Raw genomic sequence first — 17,574 nt, 5'->3', positions numbered from 1 at the left:
GAAGCCTAGATCGGCAGCGTGGTGTCGGAGACCAGACCTTGACGGATCCAGTCGATGAACAGTGCCCACTGGCCGGAGACCAGCAGAATGCCGACGATGATCAGCAGGGCACCGCCGATGAGCTGGATGGTGCGGGAGTGCCTCCGCAGCCAGCCGACCCCACGCAGAGCCTTGGCGGAGCCCAGGGCGACAAGTATGAACGGTAGTCCCAGGCCCAGGCAGTAGGAAATGATCAGGATGACCCCCCGTGCCGCGGTCATGCCCTCAGTACCGGCGGACACGGAGATGATCGCTGCGAGGGTCGGCCCCAGGCAGGGAGTCCACCCCAGGGCGAAGACCCCCCCGAGCAGCGGTGCACCCGCGAGGGTGGACCACCGCTTGGGCGCCATGCGGGTGTCGTTCTGCAACGGGCGGATGAACCCCATGAACACGATGCCCATGATGATCGTCACCACCCCGCCGACGCGCATGAGCGTTTCCTGGTTGATCATCAACGCGCTGATCGCGCCGAAGACGGTCGCCGTCGCGAGGACGAAGACCACGGTGAAACCTGCCACGAACAACAGTGCCGCACCGCCTGCCCTGCCCCGGCGTCCGGTCACCACGGTGCCTTCCCGGGTGTACTCCGTGTCCGCGCCGACGACTCCGGCGAGATAGGAGACGTATCCCGGAACCAACGGGATCACGCACGGGGAGGCGAATGAGACCAGGCCGGCGACCGCCGCGGCAGCCAGGGCCAGGAGGATCGGCCCGGTGGTCACCGCCTCGGAGAACGCGGTTCCGAGATCACTCATCGTTCAGCAACGGCTCCACGGCCGCCCACAGCTCGTCATCGTTGATCTCGCGGAGGAAGACCTTCGCGGGACGGTGCTGCTTGTCCAAGACGATGGTCGTCGGGATGACAGACGCCGGCAGGCCGCCCAGCGCGAGCGCGGACTTGAACGGCGGGTCGTAGATGGAGGGGTAGGTGATCCCGTTGTCCGTGACGAAGTCGCGGGCCTTGTCTGCCACGGAGTCACGGACATTGATACCGAGGATGGTCCCGCGACCGTCGTCCTCGAACTTCTCCTGGACGCGCTGCAGGTCGTCGGCCTCACTGCGGCACGGGCCGCACCACTGCCCCCAGGAGTTCAGGACGACCACCTGGTCCTCGTAGTCCTCCAGGGCGATCGTCTGCTCCGGCTCCATCAACGACTCGCCCTGGAGGTTTCCCACAGGCTCACGGTCGCCCTCGTCGTAGGTGATCTCGGTCTGGCCGCCCGGGGAGACGAATTCGAAGGTACCCCCGTCAACGACGGCATCCGTCCCGGCGGTGTTGTCCTCACCACATGCTGACACGGCCAACGCCAGTGACGCGGCGATCACAGCGGCAGCCACCCGTCGTCCCTGTTGCTTCACGTTCATCACCGGATCAGATCTCCTGCGCAGGCTCCGAATAGACCATGTCGACAAGGTCGTCGCCCTCGAAGACCAGCGACGTCACCGACGCAAGTTCGCACCGGCGCGCCGCCGGGTTATGCCTCAGCGGCAGTCCCTGGACATCCCGCTGGACGCAGACGATGGGAAGCTGGTGGGTCACACACACGGCTTCACCGCCCTCCGCCCCCCGGCGGGCACGGTCGACGGCACGCCACATACGGTCGAGGATCTCGGTGTACGGCTCGCCCCAGCTCGGAACGCCGGGGTTCTTCAGCATCGGCCACCGCTTCGGATTCCACAGGGCCGAACGGACACCCTTGATGTGGAGACCCTCCAGGTCATTTCCGGCCTCGAGGAGGTCTTCGTCCACCTGCGGCGCAATTCCGACGGTCTCCGCCAACGGGGCCACGGTCTCGCGGGCACGTTCCAGCGGGGAGGACACGACGTAACTGACGTCATGATCGGACAGGTCAGCGGCGACCGCGGCGGCCATCTGACGGCCGCGGACACTGAGGTGCCAGTCGGGCAGACGACCGTAGAGGATGCGGTCGGGGTTGTGGACCTCCCCGTGACGGACGAGGTGGACGATCGTTGTCATGGTGTCTGACACTACCCGGCATGGTGCTCAGCTCATAAGTGAACAGCTCCCCGGCCGCGGTGTGGTGAATGACAGTCACCATCTGTAGGCATGCTAGCCTACCCTCATGACTTTCATTCTCCGCCGCACAGAGCGCCGCACACTGGCCGCCGTCGCGGTGTCCTGCCTCACCACCGCACTCCTCGTCGCCTGTTCCTCCGGTTCAGACGACGCGTCCCAGGACAACCGGGACGACGCGTTCACCCCGACCACCATCACCCATGCGCTCGGCGAAGCTGAGATCACCTCGAAGCCCGAACGTGTCGTCACATTGGGCCAGGGGTCCGCCGAGACCGCCATCGCGCTCGGAGTCACGCCGGTCGGTACCGAGAGCTACGAGTGGGGCGCCGACGATTCAGGGCAACTTCCGTGGATCCGGGAGGCAGTCGAAGAGGAGGGCGGGGAACTCCCCGAACTCATCACCGGGGGTGAGGAGGTCAGCGCCGAGGAAATCGCGGCGCTGGACCCCGATCTGGTCCTGGCACCGTGGTCCGGCATGACCCAGGACCAGTACGACCAGATCAGCGCCGTCGCCCCCACCGTCGCCTACCCCGAACATCCGTGGACCATCGACTGGGAAGACCAGATCACCACCATCGCCACCGCGCTCGGCGAACCCGACCGTGCCGAGGACCTCATCAACGGCATCGAGGACGACTTCGCCGCCGTCCGTGACGACCACCCTGAATTCGCGGACCACGACTTCGCGTTCATCTACAACCAGGGCCCCGCCCAGAACATGGGGGTCTTCCTGCCGTCCGAGCAACGTGCGGCGATGGTCGCCAACCTGGGTCTGAAGACAGCGCCCGTCGTCGAGGAGATGAAGGACGACGAGGTCGTCGGCACCGACTCCGCCCAGTTCAGCCTTGAGGACGCCGACCGGCTCAATGACGTCGACCTGATCTTCACCTTCTACTCCGACGACGCCAACCGCCGGGAGATGCACGACAACCCGGTCTACGGCAACGTCACGGCAATACGCGACGGCGCCGAGGTCGCCCCCACCGACCAGTCCTTCGTGACCGCGTCGTCGATGATCAACCCCCTCACCGTCCCCTGGACCCTGGAGCGCTATGTCCCGATGATCGAGGAAGCGCTCTCCTAGGAATCCAACTACGGAGACGGACTACGCAGCCCACGCTGGCTAAACTGCTAGGCTACTGTCGCCGCCGCAGCCGCCTTGGCAGCCGGAACCAGGGCGGACTCGATGCGCTGGAAGTCGTCATCGGTCAACGCGGTGGACACGAACCAGGTCTCGAAGACGCTCGGCGGCGCGAACACCCCGTTGTCGAGCAGCGCGTGGAAGAACGGTGCATAGCGGAACGTGTCCGCCGCCTGCATCTCGGCGAAGTTGTGCCCCTGGCCCTCGGCGAACCTGATCGAGAGCATCGTGGTGGCCCGCTGCATGTGGTGTGCCACGCCCTCACTCGACAACGCCTCGCTGATCAGTGACGACAACCGGTCGGCGTTGCTCTGCAACGTCGTGTAGGTCGACTCGTCCGCCAGACGCAGCGACGCCAGGCCCGATGCCGTGGCGACCGGGTTCCCCGACAACGTCCCCGCCTGGTACACCGGTCCCTCCGGGGCGAGCATGTCCATGATCTCGGCCCGCCCGCCAAACGCTGCGGCCGGCATCCCGCCGGACACGACCTTGCCGAACGTGGTCAGGTCACCGGCCACCCCGTCCACCCCGAACCACCCGGAACGTGAGGTGCGGAAACCTGTCATGACCTCGTCGAGGATCAACAGTGCGCCGTCAGCGTGGGCGATCTCCTTCAGGGTGGCGTTGAACCCGTCCTGTGGATGCACCGTACCCATGTTGCCTGCACTGGCCTCCGCGATGACCGCGGCGATCTGACCGGGATTGTCGGCGAAGGCCGCCCGGACGGCATCAAGGTCGTTGTAGTCCACGACGATCGTCTCTGCCGCAGCGGACGCGGTGATCCCCGGCGAATCGGGCAGTCCCAGGGTCGCGACACCGGATCCCGCAGCCACCAGGAGAGAGTCCACGTGCCCGTGGTAGCACCCGTTGAACTTCAGGATCTTGTCCCGGCCGGTGAACCCGCGTGCGAGCCGGACCGCCGACATCGTCGCCTCTGTTCCGGAGTTCACCAACCGGACCCGCTCCACACTGGTGCGGTCGATGATCTCCTGGGCGAGCTCCGTCTCGGCGAGGGTCGGCGCACCGAAGGACAGCCCCTTCCCGGCCGCTTCACGAACCGCCTCGACCACTGCGGGATGGGCGTTTCCGTGAAGCATCGGCCCCCAGGAACAGATCAGGTCAACGTAGTCGTTCCCGTCGATGTCGGTGAGCCTCGACCCTGCCGCAGAGGCGATGAACGGTGCGGTCCCACCGACCGAGCCGAATGCGCGTACCGGCGAGTTCACGCCGCCGGGGGTGACACCCCTCGCCCGGTCCATCGCCGCCGAGCTGTTCGTCCGTCCACTCATCTGCCACTCCTTCAGATCGCTTATCCCAACTGCCCCCAGCATAATGACCGGACCGCAGGAGCGGGCCCCCGGGTGAACGGCCGGTCACACAGACGCCTGAGGGTGTTCTGCGGGGCCGACACCGACCCTGGGCGTCCATCCCGGCGCCGTTCCGCGGTACCGGGCCCCACAACGTCTCACCGGGACTGCCAGGGACTCAGATTCTCACCGGCCCAGGCCCGCAGTCTCCCGAGCCGCGTGTCAGGTCGGCTGCCGGGGGCATCTGTCCCCTCCCGTCCGAGGGGGTCACCGATGCTGTAGTCGCGGTGGCTGATCCGCGCCGACCGCCACTCGATCAGCAGGGACGACCCGAGCATCAGGCAGTCGCCAGGAGCGGGTTGAGGAACCCGGACACGGCGAGCACCAGGGCGATGACGTTGTATCCCCAGGCGAGCCAGAGGTTCCAGTCGACGGTGGCGCGGACATGACGGGCCAGATTCACCGATTCCGCCACGACGGCGACATCTTCCCTGATGATCACGACATCGCTGGCTGCGGAATCGAGGCCCCTCGCCTGGCCGTGTTCACCGCCCAGATTGTCCAGCCGGTCCGCAGAGCCCATCAGAATTCCGACGTCGGCGACATCGAGACAGTCCAGGACATCCTGGTCACCGACCATCGCAACGGTGGCGCCCTGGGCGTGCACACTTCGCACCGTCGCGGCCTTGCGCGCGGGGATGATGCCGGCGAGCACCTTGGAGATCCCGATCGAGTCAGCCATCCGACGGGCGACGGGATAGGTGTCCCGCGAGAGCATGTAGGTCTCCACCCCGGCGTCCTCCAGCCAGTGCACGGAGGACTCCGCATCAGGTTTGATGCTGTCGGCGACATTGATGACACCCCGGGCCTTCCCCCGCCAACTGACGACGAGCGGCGCCCCACCGCTGAGGACCGCGTTGGCCAGGGTCGGGTCCTCGAGTTCCGAGAGATCACGGGGGCGCCACAGTTCCGCCTGAACAGGCCGGACGGTCTGCTCCCCGGTCCCCGGGTCAGCGACCGGTAGGTCCACGGTGGCGGTGAAGACGCCCCGGGGGTCGACTTCCACGGGACCGGCCTCCAGCCAGTGCGGCACCTTGTCTCCGCCGGCACCGCTGTCGCGGGACTCACGGTCAGCCCGGACAATCGCCCGTGAGACACCGTGCGGGCTCTCGAGACTCAGCGCACCCGCCACCCGGAGCACCAGTTCGGCGACCTCCCCTTTGGCAGCGGTCACCCCGACGACGTTCATCGGGCCGGTCGTCAACGTCCCGGCGCGGTTGAAGATGATGGTGTCGACCGCCGCGAGACGGTGGACGGTGCCGGTGTCACGCAGCAGCATCCCACCCGAGGCAGCGCGGGCCAGGCCGAGTCGGAGCGCGAGCGTGGTGGACAGGGCCAGGGCGACGGGGGCGACGGAGACCAGGACGGTGAGCGCCGTGGCGACTGCCGCCGTGACGCTCTCCGCTATGGTCAACCAGCCCACCGCCGCGATGACCGCGATAGCCACCGCCCACGGCACCAGCAGCGACGCGGTGCGGGTGGCCAGTTGCTCCAGCCTGTTCTCCTCCCGTTCGGCGGCCGCGATCCACCGTCGCACTGCAGCGATACGGGTCCGCGATCCCGTCCTGTTCACCCTGACCTTCAGCTCACCACCGGTGTTGCGGGATCCCGCGTAGACGCTCGCGCCCACTTCGACAGCGGTCTCCCCCCGTCCGCCGGTGAAGGGACCCGCCTCGACGGTCGACCGACCACCGACCACCTCACCGTCGCAGGGGATCACGGCACCGACGCCGACGATCACGTCGTCGCCGACCCGGACCTCCGTCGACGGGATCTTCCGCTTCACCGGCTTTCCATGGCGTGACTTGCGCACCACGGTGACGTCGCCGGCCCGCTCGACGGACAGCATGTTCAGCGCCAGGAGGGACCGCAGGCGGGTCCGTCGGGAAGCCAGCCGCCCGAACAACAGGAGGATGGTGCAGCCGCAGGCGACGTCGAAGAACACCGCGTCGGTCTGGTACCCCCAGGAGATGAGGATGTTGCCGGAACGCCAGCCGAGGTCACCGGTCGAACCGGTGAGCAACTCCGCCAGCGAATAGAGGTAGGCCAGGAGGATCGCCGCGGAAGAAGCGGCGTCGAGGGCAGGCATCCCCCGTCGCAGTCCACCGAGCATCGCCCGGTGGAACGGCCAGGCGCACCACAGCACGACGGGGGTGGACATCGCCAGGCAGATCCACTGCCAGTAGTCGAACTGCCATTCCGGGAAAAGTTGCAGGACGACGACCGGAAGACCGAAAAGCACCGCAACGAGCAGGCGGGCTCCGGTAATCAGGTTCCGCGCGGTGTAGAGCACCTCGGTACCACCGGTCTGACGCCGCCGTCGCTGGCCGAGTTGGTGGAAGGCTCCACCGGAATGAGGTGTGCGGTCGCGGTTCTCGCGGTGCAGGTGCGCATTGACACTCGTCGGACGGGCACGGGCGAGTCGTTCGGCCCGTCGTCGCAACGATGCCACGGTCAACCAGGAATCCACTCCGGCATCCGTCATGACGTCACGGAGGACGTCGGGCTGCAGGGACTCCGGGGCGGTCACCCAGGCCATGGACGTGGAGTACACCACGCGTGCCTGGACCCCCGGAAGAAGGTTGAGCGCAGCCTCGACCTTCCCCGCCTGTGTCGCCGATCCCAGGTCGCCCAGGTGGAAGGTGAAGGATGTCAGGCGGGCCCCGCCTCTCCCCCGCTGCTCAGGCCCGTCATCGGTGTCATCGTCGGCAGTGAGCCCCACAGCACGGGCTGCCCGACGGGCATCGGCGATAGCCGGGTCACCGCGTCCGAGGGTTCTTCCTGCTCGCCGCCACGCGTGGAATCCCCGCCTGTGGCCGACATCTTGTGCTCCCCCGGACCCGGTGCCGTGTGTCCCGACGTTTCCACAGGTCAGCCCTCCAGCTCCGAGGGGGATTCCCCGAAGAACGTCCGCACGGCGGGACGGTACATCGCCAACGCTCCGAGTGCCATGGCCAGTGCCAGCAACGGCTGCTCCAACCCTCCGACGTTGAAGACCCAGCCGACGAGTGTGAAGCCCATCGCCACAGACGCAGTGATCATGAGCCAACGGCGCCGACGACCGTTGCCGCGCACCAGAGCGGGGATCAGCAGGGCGATCACGAGGGCGGCGAGGATCTGTATCGACCCCACCCACTTCATGTTCGAGGACAAGGTCTCGACGTAGGCCATCTGGTCGGCGTCGTCGACCACCGGACGGTCGGCGGTCCACATCATCGCCCCACTCACCAACAGGCCGACGGCTGCGATGAGGAACAGCACCACCGCCGTCTTCACCGACCCGGGCGTCCCGTCGCCGGGCTTCCAGTACCTGATCGCGCGGTTACGGTCTCCGGGGTCGGAGTTGTGGGAGACCGGGAACATGGTGGGCACGGCTCAACGTCCCCTGTTCTTCTTCTCCTCGGCCTCACGGGCCTTTCGCTTCTTCTTCTCGGCGCGTTCCTTGTCGAGTTCTTCACTCCGCTTGGCCATCTTCTCGGCGTAGGCCTCGATCTCGGCCTTGTCCGGGAGACCGAACCAGTCGGCGTTGTCCGGTCGGGTGATCAGCCAGATGCCGACCACGGCGATGACGCCCGAGATGATCGTGCCCGCACCGACGAGCAGAACCAACGGCGTGGACCCGGTGTCCGGCGGGCTGGAGAACACCTGCAGCAGCGCCATCAGCGCCAGATACACCGACCCCACGCACAGCACCATCCTGCTCCGTACACCGCCCCGGGACACCCGTCTCGTCAGGTACATGCACACGGCCACCGCGACGAGGTTGAACAGGAGGTTCAGGATCGCGGTGCCGGTCACCAGGGTGTCCTCGGAAACACCGTCGGGCAGAGAGACGGAGTCCATCTGCTCGCGCACCTGACTCGTCAGGGCACGCGGGTCCTGCAGGTTCATCACCAGCTGCAGTGCGGCCGTCAGCGCCTGTACGGCGCCGACGATGTACCAGGCGCGGACGCCGTCCCGGACATTCTCGGGTGCGTCCTTGGATGAGGGAGCCAGTCCGTCCGGCCGTCCGACCTTCGGCGGTGTCGGTGAAGTCTGCTGTGTCATATCGTCGACCAGCTTAGTCAACCAATGGTCAGCCGCGCAGCAGGTGGGCAGCTTCGGTCGCCCAGTAGGTCAGGATGATGTCGGCACCGGCGCGTCGGATGCCGGTCAACGAGTCCATGATCGCCGCTTCGCGGTCGATCCACCCGTTCTGTGCCGCGGCGGTGATCATGGAGTACTCACCCGACACCTGGTACGCCGCAACCGGGACGGTGGACATGTCGGCCACCTGACGCAGGATGTCGAGGTGGGGCATCGCCGGTTTGACCATCACCATGTCGGCTCCCTCGGCGATGTCGAGGTCCACCTCCATGAGGGATTCCCGGGCATTGCGCGGATCCTGCTGGTAGGTCTTGCGGTCCCCCTGCAGCGACGAGCCGACCGCTTCGCGGAAAGGACCGTAGAAGGCACCGGCGTACTTGGCGGAGTACGCCAGAATGGACACGTCCTGGAAGCCCGCCTCGTCCAGGGCACGTCGGATCACCGCGATCTGGCCGTCCATCATGCCGGATGGGCTGACGACGTGTGCCCCGGCCTCCGCCTGGGCGACCGCCATGCGTGCGTAGAGCGGCAGCGTCGCGTCGTTGTCGATGACGGTGGTACCGAAACGGTCTTCCGTGAGGACGCCGCAGTGACCGTGGTCGGTGAACTCGTCGAGACAGGTGTCCGCCATGACGATCAGGTCATCACCGAACTCGCGGCGTAGCGCCGACAACCCCCTGTTGAGGACGCCGTCTGCCGCCCATGCCTGGGAACCGGTGGCGTCCTTCGCCTCAGGGGTCGGGACGCCGAAGAGATCGACCGAGCCGACTCCGGCGGTGAGGGCTTCCTCAGCGGTACGCAGCAGGGAGTCCTCGGTGTGTTGCTGGACGCCCGGCATCGCGGAGATGTCACGGGCAGTGTCGATGCCGTCGGCGATGAACATCGGCAGGACCAGCTGGTTGGGCTCCAGGTGGGTCTCGGCCACGAAGTTACGCATCGCCGGCGTGGTGCGGAGGCGACGGGGACGGCGGACGGGGTGCACATCATCAGTCATGGTGCTGATGGTACGCCGGGCGCGGAGGTCGGGATCAGCCCGGCTCTCCCCCGTGACGCCTCCTACTGCCCTGTCGCAGGACGGCGCCGACGACGACGCTTCCGCGGCGGCGGCAGTTGACCGGCGGCGCGGAGCTCGGCCACGTGGTGGGCCAGGGCGTCCACGAGCTCGGGGACACCGGCCACCTCAGGCATGACGTCCACCCGCAGGCCGTGTTCACGCGCCGTCTGGGCGGCCATGGGGCCGATGCAGGCGATGATGGTGCGGGTGTGCGGCTTTCCGGCGATGCCGACCAGGTTCTTCACCGTCGATGACGAGGTGAAGCACACTGCGTCGAAACCACCGGACTTGATCATGTCCCGGACCTCCTGGCTGGGAGGCGCGGCGCGCACCGTGCGGTAGGCGACGACGTCCTCGACCGACCACCCCAGGTCAACGAGCCCGTCGACCAGGGTGTCCGTGGCGATGTCGGCACGCGGAAGCAGGACCCGGTCGACCGGGTCGAGGTCCTCGTCGTACGCCGGGAACACGTCCACCAGTCCCGAGGCGTTGCGGGCGTTGGACTTCGGCAGCAGTTCCGGGGTGATCCCGAGGTCGCGGACGGCCTGGGCGGTCTTCGCGCCTACGGCCGCGACCCGGACACCCGCCAGTGCACGGGCGTCCAGCCCGAACTCGGCGAGTTTCTCCCACACGGCCTTCACCGCGTTGACGGAGGTGAAGACGATCCAGTGGTACCGGCCGTCGACGAGCCCCTTGATCGCACGTTCCATCTGCGCCGGGCTCCTCGGCGGCTCCACCGAGATCGTCGGGACCTCGATCGGAATCGCCCCGTGCGACGCCAACCGGGCGCTCATCGGACCGGCCTGATCCTTCGCCCGCGGCACGAGCACCGTCCACCCGTACAGGGACCGGTTCTCCCACCATGAGTACTTGCTGCGACGACTGGCCTGGGTACCGACGGTGACGACCAGTTCCTGGGGCATCTCCCCTTCCTTGGCCAACGGGCCCGAGGCCGCGACGACGGACTTCAGGGTGTCGAGGGTGACGTCGTAGGAACGCTGCCGGCGCGTCGTGGCGTGCGAGGTGACGGTGACCGGGGTGCTTCCGACGACGTCGCGCCGTTTCAGCTCCGCGGTGATCGTCGGCAGATCCGACGGCCCGGCGGTGAGGATCAGCGGCTTCGGTGCCGCGGCGATACCGTCCCAGTCGACCTCCGATGTCGCATCCGACCTCAGGTCGACCGCGGTGTAGCCGTCGCCGGTGGCGATGCCGGTGTACGCCGGGAGCGCCGAGGCACCGGTCATTCCCGGCACCACCTCGAACTCCACACCGAGCGCCGCGACCTCCTGCAGCTCCATGAGGACGGCGGGGTTGCTCACCGGATTCCCGGCGACGAGCCGGACAACGCTGTGGCCGTGGCGGACGTGGTCGACCATCGCATGTGCGACCTCGGAGGCCTCGACCGGACGGATCTCATCCGGGTCCGGCGTGTCCGGGTAGCTGGCGTAGCCCCCGGCCTCAGCCTCGCGCGCAGCATCCTCCGCGGCGGCGTGTGCTGCCACTGCTTCAGTCGTGTGAGGCGCCGCGTACACGATCTCGGCGGCGGTGACCTCAGCGGGTCGACGGGGCCGACGTCGGGCACCCGCCGCCTTCGCTGCCTCAAGCTCGGCCTCCCACTCCTTCTCTGCGGCGATGCGCTTGTCCTCCGGGACCGGCAGGGCATCGGCGATGATGGCGCGGACGGCCTCGGTGACAGCGGGGTCGACCCAGACGTGGGCGGTGTTTTCGAGGATCTCGCGGGCACGGACCGTCAGCAGCTCCGGGTTTCCGGGGCCGGCGCCGACGAACAGGACGCGTCCGCGGCCAGTCAGTGGACTGTTCGTGGGACCCGTCTGGGCAATTCCGGCAGTGGTCATCGAGGTGACTTTCTCAGGTAGGTCAGGCAGTGCTGGTGGGCTGGGGGCATGGCTGGGCCGCAGGGAAACGGTGCGACAGACCGGTCAATACCAGGTCAACGGGCACCGACGATGTCGGTGATGATCTCGGCGGCGCCGCCGTCGATGAGATCACGACCGACCGCATGGCCGAGCTCGGCGGCGGTGCGGAGCCACGGCCCCTCGGGGATCTCCAGGGAGACGGAGTCTTCACGCACCAGCTGTCTTGACCCGTCGAAGGCGAAGACACCGCCACGTAACGTCAGTGTCCCGTTCTCGTAGGTCGACCATGCGCCGACAGGGGCCGTGCATCCCGCCTGTAATTCAGCGAGGACGGCACGCTCGGCGACGGCGGTCGCATGGGACACCGGGTCATCCAGTCCGAGGACTGCAGCTACTGCCTCTTCATCGTCGGCCCGGACCTCCACGCACAACGCACCCTGGGCGGGCGCGGGAAGGATGTCATCGACAGACACGGTCTCAGAGGCCCGGTCGATCTCCCCGACCCGTTCAAGTCCGGCCCGTGCCAGCACGACCGCGTCGAGGTCATCGGCGGCGACCCGGCCCATCCGGGTGTCGATGTTGCCCCGCAACGGACAGACCTCCAGGTCCGGACGCAGTGCACGGATCTGGGAGACACGCCGGGGAGCGCCAGTACCGATCTTCGCCCCGTCCGGGAGATCCCGCAGGGCCACACCGTCGAGACTCACGAGCACCTCGCGGGGATCGACACGGGCCGGGACGACCATGATGAACCTGTCGTCCGGTGCGGTGGGCAGGTCCTTGAACGAATGCACCGCGACATCGCACTCCCCGGCGGCGAGGGCGTTGCGCAGAGTCTCGGTGAAGACGCCGACGCCGATGCGGTTGACCGGTGTCTGCGCCTTCTGGGACGCGTCTCCCGGAGTGTGTACGAAGTGCAGTTCCGCCTCGCCGGCGGCATCAGCGAACATACCCCGTAGGACGTCTGTGAGCGCGTCACGGACCGTCCCTGCCTGGGTCCGCGCGAGGTTGCTCGCCCGGGTGCCGACGAGAAGATTCCGCGGCGCAGCAGTCTCACCGCTCACGATGCCTCCTCTGTCCTGTCAGGTACCTCGGACGCCGCGTCCGGGAACTCCACGTACTCCTGCGGGATCGTCGTGCTCTGTTGCAGTACATTCCCGATCCGGGCCTTGCCGGCGTCACCGGGTTCGATGGCCTGAGAGACCACCGAGCTCCCGCTGGACGGAAGATTGAACAGGGTCGCCAGTGCCTCGGCGTAGTTCACTGTCCCGTCCTGGGAACTCAGTTTCTTGACCTGGACCGTCGGTGCGTGGAGAAGCTTGTCGACCACCCTGCGTACGGTACGGGCGACCTCGGCACGGTCCTCGTCACTCATGCCGGGTGTCCGCCGGACCAGCTGGCCGAGTTCATCGTCCACGACATCGGCGGCGCGACGGCGCAGCGCCTTCACCGTCGGCACGACCGACTGCACACGCACCTGCTCCAGGTACTCCGACAGTTCGGTGGCCACTATGTCACGCGCGGCGGACTCGTCCCGGGCGCCGTCGCCCGCGAGTGCGGTGAGCTCCTCGATGTTCAACAGCCGGACGTCAGCACTGTCTGCCGCACCGTCCCCCGCTGCGACCTCAACCACCGCATCGTCGATGTCACGGGGCATCGACAGATCAACCAGAACCATCCGGCGGGGGTGGTCCAGCTGCGTCGCCGCGAGGTCATCGGGACCCAGCACCGTACCGACGGCACCGGTCGCCGAGACCACGACGTCCGCGCCGCTGAGGGCGTCCGCCAGATTGTCCAGCCCCACCGCATGTGCGTCGACGCCGGCCTCCCTGGCGTGTGCGGCCAGGTTCTCCGCACGGCCGACCGTCCGGTTGACCACCGTGACGTGGCGGACGCCGGACCGACCGAGGTAGGTCGACGCCAACGAGGCCATGGCACCGGCGCCGATGACCACCGCATCACGGCCGGACATGTCCTGCACGCCCAGTTCAGCCAGGGCATGGTCCAACGCGAAACTGACCATGGAGGAACCCGCCTCGTCGACGCTGGTCTCCGTGTGGACCCGCTTGCCGGTGCGGAGTGCACGCTGCGTGAGGTCGTGCAGCGCGGTACCCACCACACCGTTGTCCGAGGCTGAGGTGTACGCGTTGCGCAGCTGTCCGATGACCTGCTGCTCGCCCACCACCATTGAATCCAGTCCGGCGGCGACAGTCAGCATGTGTTCCGCAGCCGCATCCGCGTAACGGACGTACAGATAAGGTTCGAGCTCGACGGCGTCCATCTGCGCATGCGCGGCGACAGTCTCGACCACATGGTCCAGCGCGGGGTGGAACGCCGACGTGGCGACGTAGAACTCCATACGGTTGCACGTGGAAAGGATCAGCGCCTCAGTGACGCACTCTCCCCCGACAAGGTCACGCTCCAGACGATTCAATTCCGCCGGAGAGACCGAGGCCTTCTCGAGAACTGGCACAGGTGCCGACCGGAAGGACAAGCCGACCAGGAGGACGGCTGCCGGTCCGGTGATCCCGAGTCCTGCCATGGCTGCACAGCCTCCCGCGAAATCGTCAGTGGTCATTTTTTCCGCAGCGGCGTCTTCCGCCCACCGGTCCCCGGTGGTCGACGCCGTCATGCGGTACCAGGTACCTACGGTATCCCCTTATGCCCCCCAATAACAAAAGCACCGGAGAGCACTGTTACCGACCCCCGGTTAATGCCCCGGCACCACAAGTTCTTTCACAGGACTCCCGGTGACCCCGTGGCGCGTGCCGATCTCAGTGCGTCAATGAGTTCGTCGTCGTCGATCTCCCAACAGGCGATCTCCTCGTCGTCCACGAGAACCACGGGCACCCGGTCACCGAACTGGATGGCCAGGGCGCGCTCCGAATCCACGTCCACGACCTGCAGTGGCGCCCCCTGTTCACGGCAGACCGGAGCGATCTGTTCCCTGACCCGTCTGCACGAGCCGCAGGTGGCCCGGACCATGAGCGTCACGGTCGGGCCATGGTCCGGAAGCTGCGGAGTACTGTCCATACTCCCCGAGACTAGTCTGCCGCCCCTTCCCCGCACGTGACACCCTCAGCTGTCCCAGACGAGCCCGGACGACCCCGGACACAGAACAAGACGCGGCCCCGACCCCGGGAAGGGGTGGCAGAACCGCGCCTCGTGGTGCACCGGCTTATTTGCCGAGTTTCCGCCGCTGGACACGGGTACGGCGAAGCATCTTGCGGTGCTTCTTCTTCGACATGCGCTTACGACGCTTCTTGATGACAGAACCCATGGGTCCTCCCTCGTGGTTGGTCTTCGGTTAAGGATCATGCTGCTGGTCGGTTCCCGCACGATACCCGTGGCACCGCGGGCGGACGGCAAACGGCAGGGGAACCTCACCGATCGGGACCGATCCGACACGAATGGAGACCAGTTTAACTGGCGCACCATTGCCACAGCAAAAGACCCCAGCAAAAAGCCCCTCCACCCCACCGGCTCATCACCGGTGGACTGAAGGGGCGCCGGGGTCAGGTGGCCCCGGAACCGTCCCCACGAGGGGGACGGCAGCGCTAGCCTGTCTGGCCGGCCTCATAGATCGAGGCACCCAGGTACTCTTCCACCGCCTGCTCATGCACGCGGAAAGAGCGGCCGACACGCACCGCCGGCAGCTCACCGGAGTGAACCAGGCGGTAGACGGTCATCTTGGACACCCGCATAAGCTCGGCGACCTCCGCGACCGTCAGGAACGTACCACTGTCATTGTTTGCCATAATTTCCAATCCTTACGACGCACGCACGCGCTGCAGGCTTCCCCTCCTGCAGAACTTCGACACGTCGGGCGCTGGCACCATCCTATCGTTATTCCTGAGAATATTGCGACGCGAATGACAAAAGATGACGGCTGATTATCCGGGAGACGGGAGACACTGGTGACACGGTTGTGACTTGAGGGGCACAGGTGGTGTCTTCCATTCACCGCCACCCCCGGACGGGGGGAAGTTGGGCTTCAGGGTCAGTTCTCTCCGGCCGGACGGCCGAGCTCCACCGAACGATCGACACAGGCCTGCATGGCACGGAAGAACGCCGTGCGGAGACCGTTCTCCTCCAGGCCGCGGGTGGCAGCGGCCGTGGTACCGCCGGGGCTGGTGACATTGGCACGGAGATCCACCGGGTTCTTGTCTCCCTGGGCCATCATGGTGGCTGCGCCCTCAACGGTGGCGACGGCGAGCTGCTGAGCGATCGGGCGGGTCAGGCCGAGCTGCACTCCCGCATCGGTCATCGCCTCGGCGACCATGAAGATATACGCCGGTCCGGAGCCTGAGACGGCGGTGACCGCGTCGATGTCCTTCTCCGCGACGGCGACGGACTGGCCGACGGTGGCGAAGAGGTCCTTCACGGACTCGACCTGCTCCTCGGAGGTGAAGCGGCCACCGGCGACGGCGCTCATGCCCTTGCCGACGAGCATGGGTGTGTTGGGCATGACGCGGACGGCCGGGACACCGGCCGCCAGGCCTGCCTCCATGGTCGCCAGGCTGACGCCCGCGCCACCGAGACCACGACGGTCTCGGTGTCGTTGTTGTCGAGGGTCGAGGAGATGTCCTCCAGGACGGAGGGGACGATGTGGGGCTTCACGGCGATGACGACGAAATCCGCCTCCGAGGCGGCGGTGGCGGCGTCGTCCGCTCCGGTGATGCCGTACTTCTCGCGGAGGAAGTCCAGACGTTTGGCGCTCGGATCGAACACGACGACGTCGGGCTTGTCTGCCGAACCGTCCCCGCTCACGAGGCCCGAGATGAGGGCCTCTCCGATATTTCCTCCACCGATGAATGCAATACGTGTCATGCGCACCAGCGTGCCACGCGGCGGTGAAGCTCGCCACTCACGGGTGGCGGTAGGAAGGCAGGAGTCAGATCGACATGATCAGACGCGGCCCCAGCGTGATCACGAGGCCCACGATGAACGCGAGGATGAGGACCAGTGTGTGACGGTGACGAAGGAGAGCGTGGACGACACCGACACACACCAGGGTGACGATGCCGGACATGACCAGGACGAGGGCAGTGCCCAGCTTGTCCCACAGCAGGGTGAAGCCGAAGAAGATGACGACGCCGATGACCACGGCGAGAGCAGTCTGCCCCAGCAGTGCGGGCCAGGAGATGGCGTCGTCCTCGTACTCGATGATCTTGTCGGGGTCTGCCTCTGCCTGCCCGTCAGCCTGTTCTTCGGCGGAAACCGTCTGCTCGACGGACCCGACGGACCCGACGAACTCAGCCTCTCCGGCAGTATCCTCGAGCGGTTCCGCATCGTGGGCGACCTCAGACTCGACCCCGGTGTCCGCGCCTACAGGCGATTCCGTCCGGGCGTCGACACGAGGGAGAACGGTGGTCTCTGCCGCCCCGGCGTCTGCTTCATCCGGAGTCTCACCGGTGTCGGTAGCGACGATGTCCCGCTCGTCCTGGTCGGCTCCAGCGATGCCGTCAACTGCATCAACCTCGTCGGGTTCCGCGGACTCCTCGGACTCCTCGGACTCCTCAGGCCCCTCGAAAGCCTCAGCCTCGTCGTATTCGTCGATGACCTCACCGTCAACGACGTCTTGTCCGTCGAGTTCGTGTCCACCCTGATGTGGATGACGGTCGGCGGTCGTGCCGGCGGGGATATCTGCATCGGCGGGTGCGAGATCCTCGGCGGTGCCGACCGCACCGTCCTGACCGAGGTCCTCGTCGCTGACGACGGGAATGGAACCGGTCAGTTCGGAGACCGAGACCCCGCCGTCCTCGAGATTACGTCGACGCCGAGGACGGTCAGCTCTGCGAGCACCGTCCTTGGCGTTGCGGGCCATAAGCTCCGCAACAGTCAGCTTCTCACTCATCCGTCGTTCCCATCATCGGTCATCTCCCGCCGGACCGGGCGGCGGGCACAAGGCACCGCGGTGGCCACCGCATCGTCCGGCGTCCTACACGCATGCCTCAATTATCAGGTGACAG

At 66.9% G+C, this 17,574-nt stretch carries 17 protein-coding genes and 1 pseudogene; 1 reads left to right on the top strand and 17 read right to left on the bottom strand.

All coding sequences use genetic code 11. The annotated features are described in order from the left end of the window. Nucleotides 1-5 precede the first annotated feature (5 nt). From BJF89_RS09070 to BJF89_RS09060, 3 genes are read right to left on the bottom strand one after another with little or no spacing between them, the layout of a single operon-like run. Nucleotides 6-794 carry a cytochrome c biogenesis CcdA family protein gene (locus tag BJF89_RS09070; RefSeq protein ID WP_075814171.1) on the bottom strand — a complete coding sequence of 263 codons (789 nt, stop codon included), beginning with the start codon at nucleotides 792-794 and terminating at the stop codon, nucleotides 6-8. Beyond that, complete coding sequence (locus tag BJF89_RS09065; RefSeq protein ID WP_075814169.1) at nucleotides 787-1,404, bottom strand: TlpA disulfide reductase family protein; 618 nt, start codon at nucleotides 1,402-1,404, stop codon at nucleotides 787-789. Before BJF89_RS09065 ends, BJF89_RS09070 begins: the two co-directional genes overlap by 8 nt. 7 nt (nucleotides 1,405-1,411) lie before the next feature. Next, a complete protein-coding gene (locus tag BJF89_RS09060) occupies nucleotides 1,412-2,017 on the bottom strand; it encodes a histidine phosphatase family protein (RefSeq protein ID WP_075814377.1) in 606 nt (201 codons plus the stop codon). Between the two features lie 106 nt (nucleotides 2,018-2,123). Between BJF89_RS09060 and BJF89_RS09055 the strand changes: the two genes are divergently transcribed. Beyond that, the gene (locus BJF89_RS09055; RefSeq protein WP_075814167.1) at nucleotides 2,124-3,161 is read left to right on the top strand and encodes an iron-siderophore ABC transporter substrate-binding protein; all 1,038 of its coding nucleotides are present in this window, start codon (nucleotides 2,124-2,126) and stop codon (nucleotides 3,159-3,161) included. Between the two features lie 47 nt (nucleotides 3,162-3,208). Here the strand turns inward: BJF89_RS09055 and hemL are convergent, their stop codons facing one another. The 14 genes and pseudogenes from hemL to BJF89_RS08990 all read right to left on the bottom strand — a co-directional run bounded on the left by hemL (nucleotide 3,209) and on the right by BJF89_RS08990 (nucleotide 17,459). After that, the gene (gene hemL, locus BJF89_RS09050) at nucleotides 3,209-4,507 is read right to left on the bottom strand and encodes a glutamate-1-semialdehyde 2,1-aminomutase (protein WP_075814165.1); all 1,299 of its coding nucleotides are present in this window, start codon (nucleotides 4,505-4,507) and stop codon (nucleotides 3,209-3,211) included. Between the two features lie 176 nt (nucleotides 4,508-4,683). Continuing rightward, on the bottom strand, nucleotides 4,684-4,863 hold the full coding sequence (locus BJF89_RS19470; RefSeq protein WP_255372563.1) for a hypothetical protein: 180 nt from the start codon (nucleotides 4,861-4,863) through the stop codon (nucleotides 4,684-4,686). Then, nucleotides 4,863-7,307 carry a cation-translocating P-type ATPase gene (locus BJF89_RS09045; RefSeq protein ID WP_255372562.1) on the bottom strand — a complete coding sequence of 815 codons (2,445 nt, stop codon included), beginning with the start codon at nucleotides 7,305-7,307 and terminating at the stop codon, nucleotides 4,863-4,865. The genes BJF89_RS19470 and BJF89_RS09045 overlap by 1 nt, the downstream gene beginning before the upstream one ends. A 149-nt stretch (nucleotides 7,308-7,456) precedes the next feature. Continuing rightward, complete coding sequence (locus BJF89_RS09040) at nucleotides 7,457-7,957, bottom strand: hypothetical protein (RefSeq protein ID WP_075814163.1); 501 nt, start codon at nucleotides 7,955-7,957, stop codon at nucleotides 7,457-7,459. A gap of 3 nt (nucleotides 7,958-7,960) precedes the next feature. Next, a complete protein-coding gene (locus BJF89_RS09035) occupies nucleotides 7,961-8,632 on the bottom strand; it encodes a hypothetical protein (protein WP_075814161.1) in 672 nt (223 codons plus the stop codon). A gap of 28 nt (nucleotides 8,633-8,660) precedes the next feature. Continuing rightward, on the bottom strand, nucleotides 8,661-9,665 hold the full coding sequence (hemB, locus tag BJF89_RS09030) for a porphobilinogen synthase (RefSeq protein WP_075814159.1): 1,005 nt from the start codon (nucleotides 9,663-9,665) through the stop codon (nucleotides 8,661-8,663). Between the two features lie 62 nt (nucleotides 9,666-9,727). After that, nucleotides 9,728-11,581: a uroporphyrinogen-III synthase gene (locus BJF89_RS09025; RefSeq protein WP_075814157.1), complete on the bottom strand. Its 1,854-nt coding sequence runs from the start codon at nucleotides 11,579-11,581 to the stop codon at nucleotides 9,728-9,730. 95 nt (nucleotides 11,582-11,676) lie between these two features. Further along, nucleotides 11,677-12,666 (bottom strand): hydroxymethylbilane synthase, encoded by a 990-nt coding sequence (gene hemC / locus BJF89_RS09020; RefSeq protein WP_075814155.1) that lies wholly within the window; start codon nucleotides 12,664-12,666, stop codon nucleotides 11,677-11,679. Beyond that, entirely contained in the window at nucleotides 12,663-14,144 is a 1,482-nt protein-coding gene (locus BJF89_RS09015) for a glutamyl-tRNA reductase (protein WP_083650630.1), read from the bottom strand. The genes hemC and BJF89_RS09015 overlap by 4 nt, the downstream gene beginning before the upstream one ends. A 194-nt stretch (nucleotides 14,145-14,338) precedes the next feature. Continuing rightward, nucleotides 14,339-14,635 (bottom strand): glutaredoxin family protein, encoded by a 297-nt coding sequence (locus BJF89_RS09010; protein ID WP_075814153.1) that lies wholly within the window; start codon nucleotides 14,633-14,635, stop codon nucleotides 14,339-14,341. A gap of 145 nt (nucleotides 14,636-14,780) precedes the next feature. Further along, entirely contained in the window at nucleotides 14,781-14,882 is a 102-nt protein-coding gene (locus BJF89_RS09005; protein ID WP_003855542.1) for a 30S ribosomal protein bS22, read from the bottom strand. Between the two features lie 277 nt (nucleotides 14,883-15,159). Then, nucleotides 15,160-15,360, bottom strand: a complete 201-nt coding sequence (locus tag BJF89_RS09000; protein ID WP_038546114.1) for a helix-turn-helix domain-containing protein — start codon at nucleotides 15,358-15,360, stop codon at nucleotides 15,160-15,162. A gap of 242 nt (nucleotides 15,361-15,602) precedes the next feature. After that, nucleotides 15,603-16,432 (bottom strand): annotated as a pseudogene (gene proC / locus BJF89_RS08995) (pyrroline-5-carboxylate reductase). 64 nt (nucleotides 16,433-16,496) lie between these two features. Next, nucleotides 16,497-17,459 carry a stage II sporulation protein M gene (locus BJF89_RS08990; RefSeq protein WP_139311953.1) on the bottom strand — a complete coding sequence of 321 codons (963 nt, stop codon included), beginning with the start codon at nucleotides 17,457-17,459 and terminating at the stop codon, nucleotides 16,497-16,499. Between the last annotated feature and the right edge of the window lie 115 nt (nucleotides 17,460-17,574).

Source organism: Corynebacterium sp. CNJ-954 (assembly GCF_001942345.1).
Classification (GTDB): domain Bacteria; phylum Actinomycetota; class Actinomycetes; order Mycobacteriales; family Mycobacteriaceae; genus Corynebacterium.
This window is presented reverse-complemented; position numbering and strand designations above follow the sequence as displayed.

Excerpts from the sequence above, each read along its gene's own strand:
- BJF89_RS09070 (WP_075814171.1), bottom strand. The coding sequence starts at position 794 with ATGAGTGATCTCGGAACCGCGTTCTCCGAGGCGGTGACCACCGGGCCG.
- BJF89_RS09065 (WP_075814169.1), bottom strand. The coding sequence starts at position 1,404 with ATGAACGTGAAGCAACAGGGACGACGGGTGGCTGCCGCTGTGATCGCC.
- BJF89_RS09060 (WP_075814377.1), bottom strand. The coding sequence starts at position 2,017 with ATGACAACGATCGTCCACCTCGTCCGTCACGGGGAGGTCCACAACCCC.
- BJF89_RS09055 (WP_075814167.1), top strand. The coding sequence starts at position 2,124 with ATGACTTTCATTCTCCGCCGCACAGAGCGCCGCACACTGGCCGCCGTC.
- hemL (WP_075814165.1), bottom strand. The coding sequence starts at position 4,507 with ATGAGTGGACGGACGAACAGCTCGGCGGCGATGGACCGGGCGAGGGGT.
- BJF89_RS19470 (WP_255372563.1), bottom strand. The coding sequence starts at position 4,863 with ATGCTCGGGTCGTCCCTGCTGATCGAGTGGCGGTCGGCGCGGATCAGC.
- BJF89_RS09035 (WP_075814161.1), bottom strand. The coding sequence starts at position 8,632 with ATGACACAGCAGACTTCACCGACACCGCCGAAGGTCGGACGGCCGGAC.
- hemB (WP_075814159.1), bottom strand. The coding sequence starts at position 9,665 with ATGACTGATGATGTGCACCCCGTCCGCCGTCCCCGTCGCCTCCGCACC.
- BJF89_RS09025 (WP_075814157.1), bottom strand. The coding sequence starts at position 11,581 with ATGACCACTGCCGGAATTGCCCAGACGGGTCCCACGAACAGTCCACTG.
- BJF89_RS09015 (WP_083650630.1), bottom strand. The coding sequence starts at position 14,144 with ATGGCAGGACTCGGGATCACCGGACCGGCAGCCGTCCTCCTGGTCGGC.
- BJF89_RS09010 (WP_075814153.1), bottom strand. The coding sequence starts at position 14,635 with ATGGACAGTACTCCGCAGCTTCCGGACCATGGCCCGACCGTGACGCTC.
- BJF89_RS09005 (WP_003855542.1), bottom strand. The coding sequence starts at position 14,882 with ATGGGTTCTGTCATCAAGAAGCGTCGTAAGCGCATGTCGAAGAAGAAG.
- BJF89_RS09000 (WP_038546114.1), bottom strand. The coding sequence starts at position 15,360 with ATGGCAAACAATGACAGTGGTACGTTCCTGACGGTCGCGGAGGTCGCC.
- BJF89_RS08990 (WP_139311953.1), bottom strand. The coding sequence starts at position 17,459 with ATGAGTGAGAAGCTGACTGTTGCGGAGCTTATGGCCCGCAACGCCAAG.